Origin of the sequence: Methylotenera sp., from assembly GCF_029946165.1 — a bacterium.
Lineage (GTDB): Bacteria > Pseudomonadota > Gammaproteobacteria > Burkholderiales > Methylophilaceae > Methylotenera.
In genome coordinates, this window is record NZ_JAQSDZ010000021.1 from 22,772 (window position 1) to 45,213 (window position 22,442).

A 22,442-nucleotide genomic window follows, 5' to 3' on the forward strand; every position below is an offset into this window, starting at 1 on the left:
AATATTATTTGAAGCTAAAAGTATACAGCACATCCACAGCGCTTTCTGTGCCTGCTTCTCCGCGCAATGACCAGCGTGAAGTCATGTTATAGGTGAGTCTTGCGACATCTAAAAGTCCGCTGATACTTTTCTGGTAACTGAGGTATAGCCTCGATGAAAGTCGTTTGCCAAATACCACGGCGGCGCTGTCTGCATCTCCCCCAGAAAAACCAAACTCGTCTAAGCCCGCTGCGCGCGCCAGCTTTGTTTGCAGTGGCACGGAATCCCCTTGTGAGAGTAATACGCCAGCTGCCAAAGACAATAAGCCATAGTCACTTTTGGGAGTTTGGTCCATGCCGTGCCCTAATACTAGCCAAGATAATTTCTCGCTATCAGTTACGTTGGGATCAGAAACTAATTTTGTGATGGGAATAAGCGCAGTGCCTGTTACTTCGATACCCGCGTTCACTGGTGTGCTATTGCGCATAGCTCGGATGTTTATACCTGGATTGCCTACGGTACCGTTAAAGTTAATAATGCCGCGTTCTATGATTAATTTTTGACCATAAGCGGAAAATGAACCTTCTTTCACTTCGATGATACCTTCGGTGTGCGGCTGATACTGTGTTAAACCCGTTAAGGTTAGTGCCCCAGAGAGTTTTGCATCTAGTCCACGGCCACGCAAGGTGAAGTCGTTTCCTAAGTCTATTCGCAAACCGTTAAGTAAAATTTTTAGTGCAGGTTCAGGCGTGCTGTCAGTTTGCCCAATAATGACAACGTCGTCTCCCAGTACTGGCGTATCTTCGTTTGATAATTCAACGAGACCTTTCGCTACATTGAAATTGCCTGTAATCATGAGCAAGCCATTGGTCAGTGTAGTTTTTCCTGTGCCATTCAAGGTTAGAAGGCGATCCGTACGTGAAAGTGCTGTGAAGTTTTGCGCGGACCAATCTAGGTCAATTTGTGGCTTTGATTTGTCTAAACTAGCTGTGTTTAGCAGTAAAAACCCTGTTGTTTGCAAATGGCCATCGCCGCCTTGCCATGTGGCTTTAGTAATAAGTAGTTTGTTATGCTCAAAACTTGCTTGTAGTTCACCATTACTAAAGTTAACACCTTCTGTTGGTAGCGAAAATTGTAGATCTTTACCATCCACACTACCGTTTAAATTTGGCTCTGCCAGTGTACCGTTCGCGCTTACGTTAATATTCAAATGGCCATCAAAGTTGGCATCCATTAGTGAAGGGGGCATTGGCAGCCATGCCAGTGTTTGTAATTGAGCCTTGCCGTTTAATGTTAGCGGTGCGTTGGCGAGTAGGGCGAAGCCAGCATTTACTTTGGTAAAAGTAGTGCTTAAATTAGCCTCTAATAAGCCAATATTTTGTCCTTTAAGGCTAGTGCTAATCTCGGCCTGATTATTCACAAACTTCGCGTCGAATTTTGCTTCTTGCAAACCAAGTGGTTTTTTTGTGCCATCTGGTGTGGTTAAGGTGAAATCGCCAGCATCGTGCCATATATTGAAATTGCCATTTAAGCTATCCGTTGCTTTTATGTCCCATTTAGCTGAAAAAACAGGGCTGCCTTGTAATGTCGAGGGCAGTATGAAAAACTCTGCGGGTAAATCTTCTAGCGCTAATTGATCTGCATGACCAGTGCTTGCAAATCCATTAGAATCAAATTTCATAAGGTCAACAAACACATTACCTTTATTTAATTTGATATGCGCTTGTTCAAGTGTGGCGCCTTTTGTATCGAATGATAATGGTGCTGGCGCGGTGAGTTTGATTGGAGAAGTTCCTTCTAAAGTTAAGTTCTGCAATAATCCTTGCCAGCGGTTTGTTGCAGTGATTAAGCCGCCTTGAAGTGTGCTTTCAAATTTAAACTCTTTGTCTTTGCTTTGGGCGGTTAGATTTAACTGATGTTTCGTACGAGTGCCTTGTAAGGTCAGTTTGCCATCCATTACAGGATGCTTATTGTATTGGAGGTTGCTGGCTGTAAACTCCCCGTTAACCTGTCCATTTTCATCAGCCATTATCGATGCCTGACCTGCTAGTTTTTCTACTTTTAATCCGCTTGGCAGGCTTATGTTATTTGCGAGCAACTTGAGTTGCAGCGCTAAATTTTCAAAAGTACCGGTTACAGTACCGCTCACATTTGCCTGACCCGAATAGCCTGCACCAAACTTTCTCAATTCTGCCAAATCGGCTTGCCAATCAAGTTTACTATCGGCTTGCCCCAGGCTGCCATTGGCTTTAATGATGTTGTTGGCAATGCTCGCTTGTAGGTCAATATTGCGGATTTGTTTGTCATCAATAATAATTTTGCCGCTGCTAATAAAGGCTTGATCTTGCCATTGGCTATCTCTGGCGGCAAATTGGATGTTGGTCGCGAAGGTGGGTAAAAGCTTACCTTGTACGGCTATATCAAAATTAAGCTTTGCCGCAGGATAGCTGCCAAAATTTTCAGACCTGAGCTCATTAATAGCGATATTCGCTGAGAGTGGATAATCATTCGTTAAACCAAGTTGACCTTTGATATTCACTAGGGCGACCAACGGAGCATTCGCCTGTTGCGTTTGCAGAATGGCTAATTGATTGTTAAGGTTTGCGAGTACTAAATTACTATCAAAATGTAAGGTTTCCAGATCGCCAGCGAGTTCTATTGCCACATCGTAAGGCGTACCAGCGTCAGTTTTTTTAAGGCTAGCTAAGCCATTGAGCAGAAAAGGTTTTGTGGTACTCATCTCTAATGTTGTTTCAACTTCACCCCAAGGTGTGCCAGCAGTTAAGCTATTGATTTTTATAGTTTTGGCATCGGCCTCGAGGTTGAGTTTTAAGTGGCTAAACGTTTGTGTTTCGCCATTCTTAATCACTAACACTTCGGCAATTTCAGCCTGTTTAATCTGAATGGGAAATGGCGGTTTAATCTTCTCAGGTAAGCCTGCGTCTTTGGTTTTAGCGGTGCCGTCGCCTACGGTAATAATTAGCCGTTTTGCACGCACTTTATCTACTAACAATTTTCCGTCACCAAATGGCGAAAACTGCCAATTAGCGTCTAGCTTTTCAAGTTTCAGGTGAATGTTATCAAGATCGTAACTGAAAGTATCAAGGCTGGTTTGGGAGTTAATCGACATTGCACTGTGTGCTGAACTTACCAGCAAAGTAAGACCAATCAGCATTAACATTAAGTAACGCGTAGAGAAGTAGCGTTGTAACATCAGAAAGCTACTCCTATATTAAAGTGGAATCGATATTCGCCAGTACTCTCGCCATAAGCAATATCAGCACCAATAGGTCCTAAAGGGCTTTTCCAGCGTGCGCCTAAGCCATAGCCATACACTGGTGATAAATCTTGTAGGGAGTTTCCAGCATTCCCTGCATCTACAAACACTGCCGCACCCCATTGACTGGTGAGCCACTGTACGACTTCAACGCTACCCGTTGCAATGTAACGCCCACCCACGATTGCATCGCCTTCTGTGACTCCTAAGCTTTGATAGGCGTAACCGCGCACTGATTGGTCACCGCCAGCACGAAATAAATATAATTCTGGGGCGCTGTTTTTGCCGTTCACCATGCCAACTTCGGCTCGCGCGATGAGCTGCGTGCTTGAGGTGATTGGGTAATAGGCTTGAGTTTTAACATGACTTTGCAAAAAACTGCCATTGTCCGTAGAGGTGAATGGTGCGCCGGTAAACTGCACATTCAGTAAATAACCACGCGTTGGACTGAGGTCGTTATCTGTGCGTCTAAGTATAATGCCATAGCCAAGTGTGGCGGCGTAAGTGCTATCATCAGAGCTCGCACCCTCAACCTCTGAACTTTCCGTGAGTAAGTTTGCACTCACATATTGTTCTCGTTTCCTATCGCCCCATGCTCGTTTAACGCCCGCTCGAGCGACGGTTAAGTCTAAGCCTTCAACCAGCGTATGAGATGCATTTGCATTTATGCTATCTCGGTAGCCAGATTTAGTAGTTGGCAAATGAATTTCACTGGTAAGCACTTGCGCGTTATTTTCTAGTTTAAGATTGCTACTTAATTTCCAACCCTTGTTAAACAAATTTAAGTGCTCTACAGATAATTGTAAACGCGGCCCAGTATTTGTACTATAGCCTGCACCTATGCCCATTTTAATACTGCGATTTTCGATAACTTTGACTTTGATCGGAGCGATGTTGGGTTCAGCACTGTTAGTTGAATTGAGTGTGTCAGCGGTCACTTCTACGGTTTGAAAGTATCCACTTTCTTGTAAACGTGTTTGAAAGGTCACCAAGTCTGACTGGTTATAAATGTCACCTGGCTTAATGGGGTTAAGATTTTCAACCACTTTTGATCTGTAGCGCTCTAAGCCAATGATCGTTGTATCGCCAAACCTAATTGCATTGCCGCTATTCACCTCAACAGTTAATGTGATGGTCTGTGTTTCTAGGTTAACTTCAGCTTTACTATTGCTGATGCTGGCATTGGGATAACGCTCGACTAAAAATTCAGTCAACAACTTGCGTTTAGCTTGATTCCAACTTTCCTGACGAAAGGGTGCGCCTTTTTGTAAAAACCATGATTCACGTAGCTTTTCTGCATTAGGTTTGGCATCTGCTGCTTGCGTGCTAATGTCACCTGTAAAGCTCAATGCCACATCGCTTACTAAAACAGGCGCACCAGCTTCAACCACAAATTTAGCGATATAAGTGCCATTTTGGCTTTCAAGAGTTTGATAGATTTTGGCGGCGAAATAACCTTCAGTGGCGATTAAATCTTTGATGTTTTGCTGCGCTAGTGAGAATAAACGCTTCCATTCTGCGGGGCTCATGCGTGGGTTATCACGCCATTTCACCATGTCTAGGTGTTTTTTCAGCAAGTCTTTAAGTGGGACGGGTGCGGTAATCTCAACCTGATATTGTGCGGGCTCTGCCTGCGCAGGCAGAGCCCAAAGTAGCCACAAAATGCAGATTAAAAGTATTTTTCTCAAGTGTTAGGCCACCTTATTTAATTGCCCGACTTGGGGATGCCTACCGACGGAGAATCACAGTTAAACAGTACGTGCAAGCTCCGTTGCCTTACCCGTGTAGCTTGCTGGCGTCATTTCTAACAGTGCCTGTTTTGCATCTGCTGGAATGTTTAAACCGCTAATAAATATATGTAACGAAGCTTTATTGATGCCGCCTTTGCCGCGCGTAAGCTCTTTAAGTTGCTCGTACGGATTTTCAATGCCAAAACGGCGCATTACCGTTTGAATGGGTTCTGCTAGTACTTCCCAACTGTTATCCAAATCTAAAGCTAGTTTCTCAGGGTTGATTTCCAGTTTGTTTAAACCACGCAAGCAAGAGTCATAGCCTAACAGTGTATAACCAAATGCCACGCCCATATTACGCAACACGGTTGAATCCGTTAGGTCGCGCTGCCAGCGTGAGATAGGCAATTTTTCCGCTAAATGACGTAACACGGCGTTAGCTAAACCTAAGTTACCTTCTGAGTTCTCAAAGTCAATTGGGTTCACTTTATGTGGCATGGTTGATGAACCGATTTCGCCCGCTTTTACCTTTTGTTTAAAGTAGCCAACTGAAATATAACCCCAAATATCGCGGTTAATATCAATCAAAATCGTGTTGATGCGGCTAAGGCAATCGTACAATTCAGCCATATAGTCATGTGGCTCAATCTGAATGGTCATTGGGTTATAAGTTAAGCCTAAACTCTCTACAAAGTTCTTCGCAAAACTTTCCCAATCAAAATTTGGGTAGGCAGAAAGATGCGCATTGAAGTTACCTACAGCGCCATTGATTTTGCCTAAAATTTCATTCGTCTCAAGCTGTTTTTGCTGACGTTGCAAGCGATACACCACGTTAGCCAATTCTTTGCCCATAGTGGTCGGAGATGCCGTTTGACCATGCGTGCGTGAAAGCATTGGTTGGTCTGCCAATTGATGTGATAACTCACTGAGTCTGGCTATTAAGCTCGCCAAAAATGGCAACATCACAGCATCGCGTGCGCTTTTTAACATTAAACCGTGGGATAAGTTATTGATGTCTTCTGATGTACAAGCAAAGTGAATAAACTCGCTGGCTTTTTTAATTTCAAGATTGCCGTCAAATTTCTCTTTTAGCCAATACTCCAGCGCTTTCACGTCATGGTTGGTACGCGCTTCAATCGCCTTAACTTGTGATGCATCGACTTCGCTAAAATTAGCAATCGCATCATCTAACTCTTTAATAGCTTCTGCACTAAATGGTGCAATCTCTAGTAAATCTTTAGCCGAAGATAACGCTTTTAGCCATTCTACTTCTACCCAAGCACGGTGTTTAATTAGCGCATATTCGCTAAAGTAAGGACGTAAAGCATCTAATTTAGTTTGATAGCGACCATCAAGAGGAGAGAGTGCATTCAGCGTAGTAAGTGACATCGTTCGAGCTTTCAGAAACAGCAATTGAATAAAGTGATATTTTACCTTAGTCGAAGGTGAGCCAAAAGTTTTTATTTTTAACCATACCCTTGGTTTATTAATAAAGCCTTCATTCGTGAGTTGTCAATATAAGAAAACGACCTGCAACCCCAAAATGATAAGGTTAACAGGCCGTTCTTTAGAAAGTAAATATGCTACGTAAATGCTTTGTTTTACGAATTTAAGCCACTAACATATCCACAAACACATTCACTGGCGTGTTTTCTAGCTTAGTTTGATCTAAACATAACGCTAAAATATCCGCTTGTTTTTTAGCGTCAAAACGGCGTGCTAAGTTCACTTGGAATTTTTTCACGAGTTCTGGGATGCCTTGACCGCGACGGCGGCGATGGCCGATCGGGTATTCCACTGCGATGTTGTCTGAGCTTGTGTGGTCTTTAAAGAACACTTGAATCGCGTTGGCGATTGAGCGTTTTTCTGGATTTAGGTAGTCAGCCGTATATTCTGCTTTTTCTACGCATACCATTTTTGCGCGAAGTGCGTCGATGCGAGGGTCTGCTGCGGCGGCATTTTCGTAATCCTGTGCGGTTAAGTTGCCTTTTAACAATCCAATGGCAGACATATATTGAATGCAGTGGTCGCGATCTGCTGGGTTATCTAACGGGCCTGTTTTATCGATAATACGAATGGCTGATTCGTGCGTTGTAATCACGATTTTATCAATTTGTGCGATTTGTTCTAATGATTGAATTTCTCTGCCTACTTGTGCGTGTAATTGAATTGCACACTCCACAGCGGTTTGCGCATGGAATTCAGCTGGGAATGAGATTTTGAACAATACTTGTTCCATCACATACGAGCCGTAACCACGTTGGAATTTAAAGGCATTGCCTTTAAATAGTACGTCATAGAAGCCCCAAGTTTTGGCTGTAAGTGCCGATGGATAGCCCATTTCACCTTGCATAGTCATCCATGCAAGCCTCACCGCACGAGAGGTTGCATCACCCGCTGCCCATGATTTACGTGAACCAGTGTTTGGTGAATGACGATAAGTGCGTAAGCTTTGACCATCGACAAATGCGTTAGAAACTGCGTTGATGATGTCTTCTTTATTGCCGCCTAGTAATTTTGTTACCACCGCAGTTGAAGCGATTTTTACTAAAATCACGTGGTCTAAACCCACACGGTTAAAGCTGTTTTCTAGCGCTAATACGCCTTGAATTTCATGTGCCTTAATCATCGCTGTCAGCACGTCTTTAATGGTCAGTGCAGCTTTGCCTTCGGCTACATTCTTACGTGAAATGTAATCAGCCGTTGCTAAAATGCCGCCTAAGTTATCTGATGGATGACCCCATTCTGCGGCTAACCATGTGTCGTTAAAGTCTAACCAACGTATCATTGCGCCGATATTGAAGGCGGCTAAAATTGGGTCTAGCTGAAAAGAAGTGCCAGGTACTTTTGCACCGTTTGGCACAACCGTACCAGCGATGACTGGGCCTAGTAATTTAGTACAAGCTGGGTAATCTAAAGCTTCAAAGCCGCAACCTAATGTATCCATCAAACAATTGCGTGCGGTGTCGAATGCTTCGTCGGATTTGATTTCGTAATCAGCCACATAATTGGCGATATCGACAATCACTTGGTCTGGAGCGGGGCGTACGTTAGAGATATGGGCTGACATTTTTTTCCTTAATTATAGTAAAAAATTTTAACTGCGGCGGCATGGCGTTAGCTGAGATTTTTTCGCTCTGAGTGTTTCCAGCGGAAGTCGGAATCTAGCGACTTAAAAAAGCCGCTGGATTCCGTTTCAAGCACGGAATGACGAGCAAATTTCTTCTAAACGCAGTGTCTCTGTGGTGAGTTGGGTTTATCGATCTTTCAAACTGACAAAGGCTCTATTATCTGGCCCGTTATATTCAGCATTTGGACGAATGATTTTGTTATCAATACGCTGTTCAATCACATGCGCCACCCAGCCAGTGGTACGTGAGATCACAAAAATAGGGGTGAACATGCCAGTTGGAATGCCCATCATGTGGTAACTAGATGCGCTGTACCAGTCCAAATTAGGGAACATTTTTTTCTCGCGCCACATTACTTCTTCAATACGGGCTGAAATTTCAAAAAGCGTCATATTGCCTGCATCTTCGCATAACTTGCGGCCAACTGCCTTGATTGACTCGTTTCGTGGATCTGCAATTGTGTAAACAGGATGACCAAAACCGATGATGATTTCTTTACGCGCCATGCGCTCTAAAATATCTGCTTCTGCTTCGTCAGCATTTTTGTAGCGCTCGATAATTTCCATGGCAGCTTCATTCGCACCGCCGTGTTTAGCGCCACGTAAGGCGCCAATTGCACCAGTGATACATGAATACATGTCAGACAAGGTGCCAGCGATTACCCGTGCGGTGAAAGTTGAGGCGTTGAACTCATGCTCTGCATATAACACTAGCGAAGTGTTCATTGCATCAATGTGTAATTGACTTGGTGCTTTGCCGTGCAATACATGTAAAAAGTGTGCGGCAATGCTGTTATCGTCAGTTTCTAAATTCACACGTTTGCCATTGTGGCTATAGTGATACCAATACAACAAAATGGAGCCAAAGCATGAAATCAGCCGGTCACCTAAATCTTGTGCAGCCTTGGTATTACGATCAGCAGCTTCTGGTTGCAATGTGCCTAACATCGCACAACCTGTACGCATTACATCCATGGGGTGAGTATTTTTTGGAATTTGTTCCAGCACGGTTTTGAGCGCAGCAGGGATGTCGCGTAAATTTTTAAGTTTGGCGTGATAGGTTGCTAATTGCGCTTTATTCGGCAGTTCGCCATGAATCAGTAAATATGCAACTTCTTCAAAAGTCGCTTGTTTAGCCAGTTCAGTAATATCGTAACCGCGATAATGTAAATCATTGCCAGTATGACCAACCGTACAAACTGCAGTGGTACCGGCAGAAATGCCAGCCAACGCTACGCCTTTTTTCTTTTTAGGAGGTTCTGCACCGCTAGCTTGGGTGGTGGTTTGACTTGTGACTTGAATAGTTGCGTTCATGTTACTTTTCTCCCTTAAGCTTTATTTTGATTGAATAGAGCGTCTAACTTTTGCTCAAAAGTGTGGTAACCCAAGTGGTCATAAAGGTCCATGCGTGTTTGCATGATGCCGATTACATTTTTTTGCGTACCATCATTTTTTACTGCTTGGTAAACATTAAGTGCCGCTTGATTCATGGCACGGAAGGCTGAAAGGGGGTAGAGCACCATGCTCACATCCGCTGTGCGTAACTCATCCACAGTAAACAATGGCGTGCTACCAAATTCGGTGATATTGGCTAACACTGGCACTTTGACAGCAGCTGCAAATTGTTTATACATGGCAAGTTCAGTAATCGCTTCAGGGAAAATCATGTCTGCACCAGCCTCAGCACAGGCGCAAGCGCGGTCTATGGCGGATTGCAAGCCTTCAACGGCGAGCGCATCGGTACGTGCCATGATGACAAAATCATCGTATGGTTTTGCATCAACGGCCGCTTTTACGCGGTCAACCATTTCTTCTAAGCTAACAATGGCTTTGTTTGGGCGATGTCCGCAGCGTTTTGCTGATACTTGGTCTTCAATATGCACTGCCGCTGCACCAGCTTTAGCAATACTTTTTACACTGCGAGCAATGTTAAAAGCGCCACCCCAGCCTGTGTCAATATCTACCAATAACGGCGTATCGACGGCATCAGTAATACGGCGCACGTCAATCAGCACGTCCTCTAAAGTAGAAATACCTAAATCTGGCAAACCAAGTGAACCTGCAGCAACGCCGCCACCTGATAAGTAAATGGCTTTAAAGCCGCTTTGGGTGGCGAGCATGGCGTGATAAGCATTGATCGCACCAATGATTTGTAATGGTTTTTCTGCGCTTAGGGCGGCACGAAATCGTGCCCCTGCTGTGGCTGCTTGTGTCATATTAATTACCTAAATGTGTTTATTTAAAAGAGTATTTTAAATTTAAAAATTAACTGAAAAAGGCTTCAGTTGCCTCAGCAGGAATTGCAACTTTGGTTAATTTTGCTTTTTGCAAAATCTCCCAGAAATAACGATAAGTCGCTCTATCATGGAGCTCGCCATCATACTGAATTGGGCCCCAATCAGCTTTTTGAGCAGCAAGTAGAATATTTGCGCCATCTTGCACTTCGTCGAAATTCGGCTTCATGGCATCCACAATCGCTTCGATTTGCGTTGGGTAAATGCTCCACATACGTAAAAATCCAAATTCGTTGCGCGCACGTGATGCATCTGAACGAGTGGTTTCTACATTTTTAAGATCTAAAGTCACGTTGTGAGCTGGCACTACGCCATTGGCAAGTGCTGCTGCAACTAACTCTGCTTTTGCACGTGCAAGTAATCGATGATCAAACTGACCTGGGCTGCGCATGGCTGATGCTGGAATTGCGCCATGGTGACCACTTACAAAATCCATTAAGCCAAAGTCCAACACTTGAACCCATGGCAATGTCGCGATTTCATGCACGGCTTTTAACGCGCCATGTGTTTCTATTAGAATATGCACTGGAATCACACGTTCAATGCCATTAAATGTGGCGATTTTCTGAATGTAGGCGATCATTTCGCTGGCCTGTGCGTAAGTTGTACATTTTGGAATGGTGATATAGCTTAAAACTTTGCCAGCACCAGCGACCAAAATATCTACATCTTGCTTCCAGTAGCTATTGGTGTAATCGTGAATACGTGCGCCAGCCATTTTGTGTTGATTGGCTTCGCTTGTTAAAACGCGCACAATCATTTCTGCATGTTCACGTTCTTGACCTGCCTGTGCGCCATCTTCGCAATCGCAAGTAATATCGAAAACAGGGCCAATCGTGTCTTGCATCGATAATGCTTTAAGAATTAACTTTTCGCTTCCAGCAAAATGCTCGCAAGACGGAATGATTGGAAATGATTTTTCGCCGCCAAATAATGCGTCTTTAGGGTGAACTAGTTGTTGTGTGGTCGCCATTGTCTTTTCCTAAGTCTTTGAAAATGTTCTACGTTTTGTTAATTTGATTTGCGTGGCATCAGCACGGTGTAATCTAAATCTAATACTACGTTCGGGTGGTAGTTCTGTTTGCCATCTTTACTGATATGGGTGCTTTCTAGCGCATCCGCAGGCATATTTTTTATGCCTATCATGCGTAATCTTAATGCGCCTACATCGCTGCGATTTGGCACATCCCATTTATCTAGCACTTCAGTCCATGTGTAGATGGTGTCGTCACCAAACGAGGGGTTGCAATGTGTGCCGCCGTTAATCGCTACGATGCAAAGCGCATTTTCTAAGCCATCATTTGATAATGCGCGGCAAAGGGAAATGATGTGGCCGCCGTACATTAATCGTCTGCCAAATGCAGTTTTTTTCATCATCACATCATCAAAATGCAAGCGGGCATTATTTTGATAAAGCTTTGTGGCCAGCGTGTGATCGGTGTCGCTAATGGTCATGCCCGCTGGGTGGTTAATGCGCTCACCTACGGCATAGTCATCCCATAAATATTGTCCGCCAGTGACCGCTGTATTGAATTTTCTAGCATCTAGAAAGTTTGGCACGCTTAATTCATCTGCTGGCACGTGGTTGGGTAAATCTGGAACTACGGTTTCTGGTGCTGGCGCATCCAGATTGTTTTTGTGTACCATCACCCAGCGCACCCATGAAAGTACGGGTTGCTGTAATTGGTTGATAGAAACCGAACGTACATAAACCACGCCAGATTTGCCGTTGGAATTTTGTTTTAAGCCAATCACTGTTGAGCTGGTGCTCAATGTGTCGCCGATATGCACAGGCTGCAAAAAGCGCACGTCTGCATAGCCTAAGTTTGCGATTGCATTGACGGAAATATCAGGCACGGTTTTACCAAACGCGATATGAAAAGCTAGTAAGTCATCTACAGGTCTGGCGTTATAGCCTAATGATTGAGCAACGGTATCTGCCGAGTGCAACACTTGGCGTGCGCCTGTTAACGCAATGTATAAAGCCATTTCGCCTTCTGCAATAGTGCGTGGCGTGGCGTGATGAATTACTTGATTGAGGTGAAAGTCCTCAAAGAAGTTACCTGCATTGATTTTGCCTGTTTTGATGGTAGTTTCGGTTTTAGACATAGCTTTCTTCCAAAGTCTTAATCATTTCGCTGAGTTTTAATAATCGCTCAGCCGCTCTCACGTGATGACGTTCAACAAGCTTGTCGTTAACCACAACCGTGCCTTTACCTTGCTCGTTTGCTTGTTTTAACGCGGCGATGATCTCACGCGCATGCGTCACTTCTGAGGATTGCGGCGTGTAAGCATCATTGCTGTAGGCTAATTGCGCAGGGTGTACTAATGATTTGCCATCAAAACCCATATCACGCCCCAAGCGGCATGCGTATTCAAAAGAGTGCATATTTTTGAAATCACTTGTAATGCCGTCTACCACTGCGTGACCATAAGCGCGCGCAGCTAAAATGACCAAAGAAAGCGAAGTTAAAATTGCAGAGCGCTCATGGGTAACGCGTGCGTGTAATTGGGAAATTAAATCAGAAGTTGCCATCACAATACATACGATGCGGTCAGAAGCCGCAGCAATTTCTTTTGCGTTCAAAACCGCAATGGGGCTTTCTATCATCACCATAATCGGTAAGTGACTGCCGCCAGCAGCATCAAGTAAAGAAAGCGCGGTGAGTACATCCTCGCGAGATTCAATGTTTGGAAATAAAACGGCATCAATTTTGGTTTTTGCAATGGCTTTAATATCGTCAGGACCCCATTCAGAAGTGAGGTCGTTAACCCGCACAACAACTTCACGTGAGCCATAGCCACCTTCATTCACATAACGCACCACATTTTCACGCGACTCTACTTTGCACTCAACTAATATCGGGTCGCCCAAATCTAGTATGACGGAGTCGGCATGTAACGTGCGCGCACGCTCAAGATAGTGCGTATTGCAACCTGGTACATAAAGCATAGAGCGCCTAGGGCGAAAATATTGAGCCATTTTGTTACCTTTAGTTTTAATTGTTTTAAACCTAGGCTGATTATATAGAGAGAAAATAAAAAATGTCAATATATATCTTATGTCTTATATAAGATATAAAATGCTAGACTATTGTAAATACTCGTGCTATAAATATCGTTAATGGAATTCAACGTTAAAAAGCGACTAAATAAAGCATTCATAAATATAGTCAGCTCAACCTCTTGTTCAGCTGTTAGTGAGATTCAAAAGTGAGATGCCAAGACCATGATAGATAAACAATACAATTCGCCAAGCTATAAGCCTTTATATGATCAGATTAAAGTATTGCTGACGCAAAGCTTAATCGGTGGTGAGTGGCGCCCAGGCGACATGATTCCAAGTGAGATTGAATTGGCTGGTCGTTATAAGGTGAGCCAAGGCACGGTAAGAAAAGCTATAGACGCACTTGCTACCGAAAATATTCTCATTCGCCGTCAAGGTAAGGGCACGTTTGTAGCTACGCATAGTGCAGAAGGCATGAAGTTACGTTTTTTAAGGCTAACTTCGCAAGATGGGCAAAAAGAGTTGCTGCAAAATGAATTTATTTCATGTACCAAAGGCAAGGCGGATGTGCGCATGGGGCAAGTGCTAGACCTAAAGGCAGGCGCATCAACTATAGAAATAAAGCGCTTACTTACCTTTTCGGGCAGGCCGTTGATATTTGATCATATCGTAGTGCCAGCCGCGCCATTTAAAGGTTTGAATGGAACGCGCGTAGAAGAAAATAACGGCTCGATGTATAGCATGTACGAGTCAGAATTTGGCGTGCGTATGGTGCGAGCTGAGGAACGCCTGAAAGCAGTGGGCGCTAGAGGCGAGGTGGCTAAGGCATTGGGTTTAAAAGAAGGTGAACCAATCTTAAGTATAGAACGCGTTTCATTTACTTACGGCGATAAGCCTATGGAATGGCGTTTGGGACTTTGCGTCACAGATAATCATCACTACATGAATGAGCTCGAATAATGCTTTTGTGCTTTTCAAAATTGATTTTCGCTGTGTTGAACTTCGCTCGCCGTACATTAGCACTGTCTTCGCTCGTCCGCCTTGCCAAAATCAATTTTGAAAAGCACGCGAGTACAGAGAGTGTAGTGTTAAGAAAATAATTGCATACTAAAAACTAAACCCTGAAAAGGTATTGAGAAAAATGGACGATCTAAAAAAACGCGCACTTGATTATCACGAGTTTCCTAAGCCAGGCAAACTTTCTGTGGTGTCATCTAAACCCTGTGTTACACAAGATGATTTATCTTTGACTTACACGCCAGGTGTGGCTGTGCCTGTGCGCGAAATCAACCGTGATCCTGCATTAGCTTATAAATACACCAATAAGGGTAACTTGGTTGCGGTGATTACTGACGGCACTGCGGTATTGGGTTTGGGGAATATGGGGCCATTGGCAAGTAAGCCCGTGATGGAGGGTAAAGCCGTTTTATTTAAACACTTTGCTGGTATTGACGTCTTCGACATTGAGGTCAACGCGCCAACTATCGAGGCATTTATCGAAACGGTAGTGAATATCGCCCCAACTTTTGGTGGTATTAATTTAGAGGACATTGCAGCGCCGCACTGCTTTCGCATAGAAAAGGAACTGCGCGCACGTTTAGATATTCCGGTTTTTCATGATGACCAACATGGTACGGCGGTGATTGTGGCTGCAGCATTGTCGAATGCATTGGAGCTACAAGGCAAAACATTACCAACGGCAAAAATTGTGTTTTTAGGTGCAGGTGCTGCAGGTTGTTCTTGTGCGCGCTTACTTAAATTAATGGGTGCAACCAATATTACGATGGTGGATAAATCAGGCGTTTTGGATACTTCACGCTCAGATTTACATGACAATAATCGTCATTTAGCAGTTGCGCCAAGTGATGCAAAAACATTGGCTGATGTGATGCCAAATGCGGATGTTTTTATTGGCGTTTCAGCGGCGAATGCTTTATCACCAGAACTACTTAAACTAATGGCGCCAAAACCAGTGGTGTTTGCCTTGGCAAATCCGGATCCTGAAATTTTACCAAGCTTAGCGCACGCAGTTCGTGATGACATTTTAATGGCAACTGGCCGTTCAGACTTTCCAAATCAAGTGAATAACGCCTTGTGCTTTCCGTATTTATTCCGCGGCGCATTAGATGCCAAAGCTAAGCAAATTACCGATGAAATGCAAATCGCTGCTGCGCATGCTTTAGCCGCGTTAGCGAGAGAGCCCGTACCAGAAGATGTATTGGCGGCTTATAACTTGAAGAGCTTAAGTTTTGGTAAAGATTACATCATTCCGAAACCATTCGATAAACGCTTGCTATCAAGAGTATCTGGTGCAGTGGCTGATGCTGCTCGCTTACAACAAGATAAATTAGCACGATTGGCTAAATAAGGTATTTGATAATGCAAAAAGATAGTCAAAAAACAAAGTTAAGGCCTGGTCAATTGAGCCGACCAAAAAACCTGAATTTATTCACGATTCGCCTACCAATCAATGCATTGGTGTCGATATTGCATAGAGCAACAGGTTGCGTATTGTTTTTAATTTTGCCTGTTATTTTGTTGTTGTTACAGTTTTCGCTTAGTTCTGCTCAGCACTATGAAACGGTGATTGCGATTTTGCATTCGCCCTTTATCAAATTAATGCTTCTTGGCTTGGCATGGGCATTTTTTCATCACTTTTTTGCGGGAATTCGCCACCTTGCAATGGATGTGCATTGGATGACTACGCTGATGAAAGCGCGTTATACCAGTAAGGTTGTACTCGTGCTAGGGGTGCTTGCTACCCTAGTATTAGCTGTAAAAATATGGATGTAACAATTTATGCTCATTGAACTTTTAACTAAACGATATCCAGGCATGCGTGCTTGGTTAACTCAAAGACTCAGTGCGCTAGTGATGGCGGTTTACAGTGTTTTTGCGGTGGCTAGATTTTTGATCGTGCAGCCAAATAGTTATGAGGCTTGGGTCGATTTTTTTCAGCCACTGTGGTGGCGTATCGCTACTTTATTATTTTGGATTAGCTTGTGTATTCATGCATGGCTAGGCATTCGTGATGTATTTAAAGATTACGTACCAAACCCAAGTGTACGCGACGTGTTAGATAAACTTTTAGTGGTGTCATTATGGGTTTATTTGGTTTGGGCAACTTGGTTGCTACTGGGTTAATTGACCTTGTGTTAATTAACTCAGCCAATGGAATAGTCATTATTTAAAATTTATTGAAGGTTAATTGGTTATGGCGTTACAAACTCAAATATTTGATGCGTTAGTCGTAGGTGGTGGCGGAGCAGGTTTGCGCGCTTCACTGCAATTAGCACAGTCTGGCTTAAAAGTAGCTGTATTGTCTAAAGTGTTTCCAACGCGTTCGCATACAGTAGCGGCGCAGGGCGGCATTGCTGCGGCGCTAGGTAACGTGGCGGATGACAAATGGTTATGGCATATGTATGACACCATTAAAGGGTCAGACTATTTGGGCGACCAAGATGCGATTGAGTTTATGTGTAAAAACGCCGCTGCGGCGATTTACGAGCTAGAGCATTTTGGCATGCCGTTTGACCGTTTAGAAAATGGCAAAATATTCCAGCGCCCTTTTGGCGGCATGACGCAAAACTTTGGCGAAAGTGCCATTTCACGCACCTGCGCGGTGGCTGATAGAACTGGCCACGCCATGTTACACACGCTTTACCAACGCAATATTCAATCGAATACCCAGTTTTTTGTGGAGTGGTTAGCACTCGATTTATTAAAAGATGCAGATGGTGATGTATTGGGTGTTTTAGCGCTAGATATTGAAACTGGAGAGGTGCATTGTCTACGCGCTAAAGCCACTATGCTGGCAACGGGCGGCGCAGGCCGCATATTTAAAGCCAGTACCAATGCATTCATTAATACTGGTGATGGCTTAGGTATGGCAGCACGCGCCAATATTCCCCTGCAAGATATGGAATTTTGGCAGTTTCACCCGACGGGCGTGTTAAATGCAGGTGTGCTGATTACCGAAGGTGTACGTGGTGAAGGTGGCTATTTGGTGAATAGTGAGGGCGAGCGTTTTATGGAGCGCTATGCACCGCATGCAAAAGACTTAGCAAGCCGCGATGTGGTTTCGCGAGCAACGGCTACTGAAATTAAAGAAGGCCGCGGCGTAGGAAAAAATAAAGATGCTGTGTTCCTAAAATTAGATCATTTAGGTGAAGCGTTAATTAATGACAAATTGCCAGGTATCCGCGAAATTGCTAAAACTTTTGCCAATGTTGACCCAGTTTATGACCCAATTCCTATCGTGCCAACAGCGCACTATATGATGGGCGGCATTCCTACCAATCTACAAGGTCAAGTAGTGGTGCCAGATGGCAACGGTGGTCAATCGGTAGTGAATGGCTTATATGCAGTAGGCGAGTGTGCTTGTGTTTCAGTACATGGCGCGAATCGTTTAGGTTCAAACTCGCTGTTAGATTTGGTCGTATTTGGTCGTGCCGCAGGCGACAAAATGGTTGAGGAAGTCCGAAAAGATAACTTAATACATTCTGGTCACAAACCATTACCAGCAGATGCCTTCGATAAGACTTTAGCCAGATTAAATCGCTTAGACACTCAAACACAAGGTGAAAGCGTAAAAGATGTGGGTGCGGCATTGCGTGAAACCATGCAAACGCATTGTGGCGTGTTCCGTTTCCCTGATTTGTTGCAAGAGGGTGTAGGGCAAATCGACCAAATCGCTGAACGCGCTAAAAACACTGTGATTAAAGACAAAAGCCAAGTATTTAACACCGCAAGAGTTGAGGCATTAGAACTGGATAACTTGGTGGAAGTCGCTTTAGCCACCATGCATGCTGCTGAAGCAAGAACGGAGAGCCGCGGTGCACATGCACGGGAAGATTTTAGCGAGCGCGATGATAAAAATTGGCTCACTCACTCACTCTACTATCGTGAAGGCAATCGCTTGGCATACAAACCAGTGCGCCTAAAACCGCAAACAGTAGAAAGCTTTGAGCCTAAAGCGCGTGTTTATTAAACGCATCACAGAATTAATTACAAATTAGAGACGACAACATGAAATTCTCAATTTATAGATTCAACCCTGACGTAGACAAAAAACCTTACATGCAAGATTACGATGTAGTGCTGGAAGACAGCGACCAAATGTTGTTGGATGCATTGTTACGCATCAAAGATTTGGACGATAGTTTGAGCCTGCGTAAATCATGCCGCGAAGGTGTTTGTGGTTCTGACAGCATGAATATCAACGGTAAAAATGGCTTGGCTTGTATTACTAAACTGTCTGATTTAGAAGAGCCTGTGGTGCTTCGCCCCATGCCGGGTTTGCCTGTGATTCGCGACTTAGTTGTAGATATGACGCAGTTTTTCGAGAACTATAATTCGGTTAAGCCTTATTTGGTAAACAACGACCCTGTTCCTGAAACTGAGCGTTTACAGTCGCCTGAAGACCGCGCCAAGCTTGATGGTTTGTATGAATGTATTTTGTGTGGCGCATGCACTACTTCTTGCCCCTCTTTTTGGTGGAACCCAGATGAATTTGTCGGCCCAGCAGGTTTAATGCAAGCCTATCGCTTTATGGTAGATAGCCGCGATCAGGCGTTAGATGAGCGTTTAGAAAACTTAGAAGAGCCTGAGCGTTTGTACCGTTGCCACAACATTATGAACTGTGTGGAAGTTTGCCCTAAGAAACTTAACCCAAATGCTGCCATTGCGAAAATCAAAGATCTGAAGTTTGAGCAGGCTCGTGAGCATAAAAACAAAGCAAAAAAACACATTGAAATTAAGTCCGTTTAGCTAATTAAGGGGATATGGCGATGTTTTTAGATGAGCTTCAGACTGATAAACAAATAGGTAAGCGAAATATGACTGATGAAGAAGTCCGTCGCCTAAGCTGGCGTTGTCGTCGAGGCTTGCTGGAGCTAGATATTGTATTGCAGCGTTTTTCTGAGAAGCATCTTGCAATGCTCACTGAGGCCGAATTATTGGCGTTTGATAGTTTGCTAGATTTACCTGATAACGAGTTTTTAGATGTGGTGACCTCAAGAATTAAGATTGCAGAGGTTGTAGCGTTTAAGGCTAAGCAAATCGATGCAGAAGCGATGCAATCCGTTATCAATAAACTGAGTGCTCATTAAGAGCATAGAGTAAAAGTACTGTTTAAAAATACTATTTAAAAATAATTGAAATTATTGGAAGACTTAACATGAATAGTCCTGGAAAAATCAAGTGTTATACCAACAGCAATATGCTGGGTGAGAATTGGCCTGGCATACAGCTTTACTATCCACCTGTTAAGTATTCGCCAGCGCAGGGCATTTACGAAGATGTCACGCAAGCTGCAGCGCGTATGAAAAAACATGCGCATCACACTAATGCACATACTTTGATTTTTGATTTGGAAGATGGCTGTCGTCAAAAAGAAATGAGTCGCGATTTACTGCGCCAAGAGTTGCCTGAGCTACGCAAAGTTAACCCAAGTGTCACTATTGCCATTCGATCAAACTCATTCCGAACCGATGAATATGAGTTAGACATGCAACTCGTTAGCGACATGTCTGATTGCATTGACGTGGTAATGCTTGCCAAAGCCGGCGAAGCCTATGGTGCTGCCGAAGTGCGCGACTTATCTAGCTTGTTACTCGAGTTAAATCCGAATATTACGATTCAGCCAATTATCGAGCATCCAAAGTCGTTGAAAATCGCCCCAGAGTTAATGCAATACAGCACAGTGAAACATGTGGTATTTGGTATTCATGATTTTTCAAAAGCGATGGGTATACACATCACACCAGAACACTGGATTGAAGAATTGCAGTTCTATATGAATCAACTTATGTTTGAGGCTCGTATCGCGGGTAAGGGCGTGATTGGTGGTGTTGAAACACTCATTGGTGCGAATATCATGCCTGAAAAATTCGTCGAGCCGCATGATGTGCGCCGCTGGTTGGATTTACATGGCGATTATGAGTCACGCATTGTTTATAAACACGCTTGCCAAGAGGCTGCTATGGGTTTAACTGGTAAACAGGTGATTCACCCAGGCCACATTCATTTATGTAAAACGGCTTATACGCCCTCACCCACTGAAGTGAATCAAAAAGTGCGCATCTTAAAAGCGGCAATTGAGGCAGATGCTTTACATGGCGGAGCAATTAAGTTTGAAGGTGAAATGTTAGATCCGCCAATGTTTGGTAAAGCATTGCAGACATTGCTCAGAGCGCATGCCTTGCGGGCGCTTAACCCAGGTGATATGGATTTTGCGCTGCAAGTGCTTGAGTTGTTGCCTGCTCAAGTGATACGTCAAAACTGGCCGTATGGTGTGTTGCTGTAAATTTTAGTTCCATTGCACTAGATTAATTATACATATCGAATTTAAAGAGAGTCGAATAATGCAAAAACTAGAACAATTTACCAAATTTGAACCATCTGCAGAATGGAAATGGAGCGTTCCAACACACTTCAATATTGGCGCGGCATGTACTGATAAGCACTTGAATACGCCAGCGGCCTCATTGATTGCGATGATTGTAGAGGATGACGCTCAAGGTACTTCACAAATCACCTTTGAGCAATTAGCCAAACGCACCGATCAATTTGCTCAGTTACTTAGAAATTTGAAAGTGGAGGCGGGTGAGCGCGTGCTGATACGCTTACCGAATAGCTTGGATTATCCGACTGCATTTTTAGGCGCGATGAAGCGTGGTGCGATTTCAGTGCCAACCTCAACCTTGCTAACTGCTGAAGAGGTCGCTTATTTAGCAAAAGATTCAACAGCTACGGTGCTGGTGACAGATAAAGCGGCGTGGCCATCATTGCAAGACCATTTAACAGGGTTGCCTAATTTAAAACACGTATTGTTATCAGGCATTGGCGAAATAATAACGCATGCAAGCCTAAATGTTTGCGATTTAGACGCACAACTTTCTGCAATTCAAACCTCTGAGCCAGCGCATTTAACGGCCGCAGATGACCCTGCTTATTTGGTTTATACCTCAGGCACGACAGGCTACCCTAAAGGCGTGCTACATGCACACCGTGCCTTGATTGGTCGTGAACCAGCCTCTAAGTATTGGTTCAATTTCGATGCAAATTCGCAAGATCGAATCATGCACTCAGGCAAGTTTAATTGGACTTATGTCTTAGGTTCAGGCTTGATGGATCCGCTCTATTTAGGCAAAACCGTCATTGTGCATGAAGGCAAAAATGACGCTGATTTATGGACACGCTTAATTGCAAAACATTCAGCGACGATTTTTGTGGGCGTGCCAACGATTTATCGCCAAATCATCCAAAAATCTACAGCTAAGCAAACTGATGTGCCAAGCTTGCGCCACTGCATGAGCGCGGGTGAGCATCTGTCAGATGAAGTATTGCAACAATGGCGCGAGCGTTTTGGTGCAGATATTTATGAAGCGGTTGGCATGAGTGAGTTTTCGTACTATTTAAGCCAAAGTATATTCCGTCCGATACGTGCTGGTTCTGCAGGTTTTCCGCAACCTGGTCATGCCATTAAGTTGCTTAATCCTGAAACCTTAGAAGAGGTTCCGCAAGGCGAAGAGGGCATGATTAGCGTGCCAGATAGCGACCCAGGTTTATTCTTGCGTTATTGGAATCTAGACGAAGAAACAGCAAAATATAAGCACGACGGTTGGTTCTTCTCAGGTGACTATGCCCGTTATGATGAAGATGGCTATATCTGGTTCTTAGGCCGTAAAGACGACATTATTAAGAGCTTTGGCTACCGTGTGTCACCCTATGAAATTGAGCGCGTGTATAAATCACACCCTGCCGTGGCAGATTGTGCAGCAGTGGGTGAAGAGCTTGAGAAAGACAAACTATTAGTCGTAACTTATGTGATTTTGCAACCAAATTCAGAAGTTACTGCGGATGAGTTAATGGCTTTTGGTAAACAGCATTTAGCCGCATATAAAGCACCAAAAACGGTTTACTTAACCAAGGATTTTCCACGTACTAAAAATGGTAAAATTTTGCGTAAAGATATTAACAACAAAATTGCTTACGCAAAATCAGCTAGATAGTGATAGTAGAC

General features: G+C 43.8%; 18 protein-coding genes. 9 read left to right on the plus strand and 9 right to left on the minus strand.

Translation table 11 applies throughout. From position 1 onward, the window contains the following. Positions 1 to 4: 4 nt before the first annotated feature. From PSV17_RS10725 to PSV17_RS10765, 9 genes are all read right to left on the minus strand, one after another. Positions 5 to 3,193, minus strand: coding sequence for a translocation/assembly module TamB domain-containing protein (locus tag PSV17_RS10725; RefSeq protein ID WP_300482445.1), 3,189 nt, complete (start codon positions 3,191 to 3,193; stop codon positions 5 to 7). Then, on the minus strand, positions 3,193 to 4,944 hold the full coding sequence (locus PSV17_RS10730) for an autotransporter assembly complex family protein (RefSeq protein ID WP_300482448.1): 1,752 nt from the start codon (positions 4,942 to 4,944) through the stop codon (positions 3,193 to 3,195). Before PSV17_RS10730 ends, PSV17_RS10725 begins: the two co-directional genes overlap by 1 nt. 60 nt (positions 4,945 to 5,004) lie before the next feature. Then, complete coding sequence (gene purB / locus PSV17_RS10735; protein WP_300482450.1) at positions 5,005 to 6,375, minus strand: adenylosuccinate lyase; 1,371 nt, start codon at positions 6,373 to 6,375, stop codon at positions 5,005 to 5,007. 220 nt (positions 6,376 to 6,595) lie between these two features. Next, entirely contained in the window at positions 6,596 to 8,056 is a 1,461-nt protein-coding gene (locus tag PSV17_RS10740) for a bifunctional 2-methylcitrate dehydratase/aconitate hydratase (protein ID WP_300482452.1), read from the minus strand. A 186-nt stretch (positions 8,057 to 8,242) separates the two neighbouring features. Continuing rightward, positions 8,243 to 9,430 (minus strand): 2-methylcitrate synthase, encoded by a 1,188-nt coding sequence (gene prpC / locus PSV17_RS10745; protein ID WP_300482455.1) that lies wholly within the window; start codon positions 9,428 to 9,430, stop codon positions 8,243 to 8,245. 14 nt (positions 9,431 to 9,444) lie between these two features. Then, positions 9,445 to 10,332 (minus strand): methylisocitrate lyase, encoded by an 888-nt coding sequence (gene prpB, locus PSV17_RS10750; protein WP_300482457.1) that lies wholly within the window; start codon positions 10,330 to 10,332, stop codon positions 9,445 to 9,447. 49 nt (positions 10,333 to 10,381) lie between these two features. Continuing rightward, entirely contained in the window at positions 10,382 to 11,383 is a 1,002-nt protein-coding gene (locus tag PSV17_RS10755; protein WP_300482459.1) for an aldolase/citrate lyase family protein, read from the minus strand. A gap of 38 nt (positions 11,384 to 11,421) precedes the next feature. Beyond that, complete coding sequence (locus PSV17_RS10760) at positions 11,422 to 12,519, minus strand: MaoC family dehydratase (RefSeq protein WP_300482462.1); 1,098 nt, start codon at positions 12,517 to 12,519, stop codon at positions 11,422 to 11,424. Then, positions 12,512 to 13,393: a CoA ester lyase gene (locus PSV17_RS10765; protein WP_300482464.1), complete on the minus strand. Its 882-nt coding sequence runs from the start codon at positions 13,391 to 13,393 to the stop codon at positions 12,512 to 12,514. The genes PSV17_RS10760 and PSV17_RS10765 overlap by 8 nt, the downstream gene beginning before the upstream one ends. 249 nt (positions 13,394 to 13,642) lie before the next feature. On the opposite strand from PSV17_RS10765, the gene PSV17_RS10770 reads away from it, so the two are divergent. From PSV17_RS10770 to PSV17_RS10810, 9 genes are all read left to right on the plus strand, one after another. After that, positions 13,643 to 14,377 (plus strand): GntR family transcriptional regulator, encoded by a 735-nt coding sequence (locus tag PSV17_RS10770; RefSeq protein WP_300482645.1) that lies wholly within the window; start codon positions 13,643 to 13,645, stop codon positions 14,375 to 14,377. Between the two features lie 181 nt (positions 14,378 to 14,558). Next, positions 14,559 to 15,785, plus strand: a complete 1,227-nt coding sequence (locus PSV17_RS10775; protein WP_300482466.1) for a malic enzyme-like NAD(P)-binding protein — start codon at positions 14,559 to 14,561, stop codon at positions 15,783 to 15,785. Positions 15,786 to 15,796: 11 nt separating this feature from the next. Next, positions 15,797 to 16,210 (plus strand): succinate dehydrogenase, cytochrome b556 subunit, encoded by a 414-nt coding sequence (gene sdhC, locus PSV17_RS10780; RefSeq protein ID WP_300482468.1) that lies wholly within the window; start codon positions 15,797 to 15,799, stop codon positions 16,208 to 16,210. A 6-nt stretch (positions 16,211 to 16,216) separates the two neighbouring features. Beyond that, positions 16,217 to 16,561 carry a succinate dehydrogenase, hydrophobic membrane anchor protein gene (gene sdhD, locus PSV17_RS10785; RefSeq protein ID WP_300482471.1) on the plus strand — a complete coding sequence of 115 codons (345 nt, stop codon included), beginning with the start codon at positions 16,217 to 16,219 and terminating at the stop codon, positions 16,559 to 16,561. A 70-nt stretch (positions 16,562 to 16,631) separates the two neighbouring features. Then, the gene (gene sdhA / locus PSV17_RS10790; protein WP_300482472.1) at positions 16,632 to 18,407 is read left to right on the plus strand and encodes a succinate dehydrogenase flavoprotein subunit; all 1,776 of its coding nucleotides are present in this window, start codon (positions 16,632 to 16,634) and stop codon (positions 18,405 to 18,407) included. Between the two features lie 38 nt (positions 18,408 to 18,445). Further along, complete coding sequence (locus PSV17_RS10795) at positions 18,446 to 19,186, plus strand: succinate dehydrogenase iron-sulfur subunit (protein WP_300482474.1); 741 nt, start codon at positions 18,446 to 18,448, stop codon at positions 19,184 to 19,186. 14 nt (positions 19,187 to 19,200) lie between these two features. Beyond that, positions 19,201 to 19,527: a succinate dehydrogenase assembly factor 2 gene (locus PSV17_RS10800; RefSeq protein ID WP_300482476.1), complete on the plus strand. Its 327-nt coding sequence runs from the start codon at positions 19,201 to 19,203 to the stop codon at positions 19,525 to 19,527. A 68-nt stretch (positions 19,528 to 19,595) separates the two neighbouring features. Beyond that, a complete protein-coding gene (locus PSV17_RS10805; RefSeq protein ID WP_300482478.1) occupies positions 19,596 to 20,723 on the plus strand; it encodes an aldolase/citrate lyase family protein in 1,128 nt (375 codons plus the stop codon). Between the two features lie 58 nt (positions 20,724 to 20,781). Next, positions 20,782 to 22,431 (plus strand): acyl-CoA synthetase, encoded by a 1,650-nt coding sequence (locus PSV17_RS10810; RefSeq protein WP_300482480.1) that lies wholly within the window; start codon positions 20,782 to 20,784, stop codon positions 22,429 to 22,431. The last annotated feature ends 11 nt before the right edge of the window (positions 22,432 to 22,442 follow it).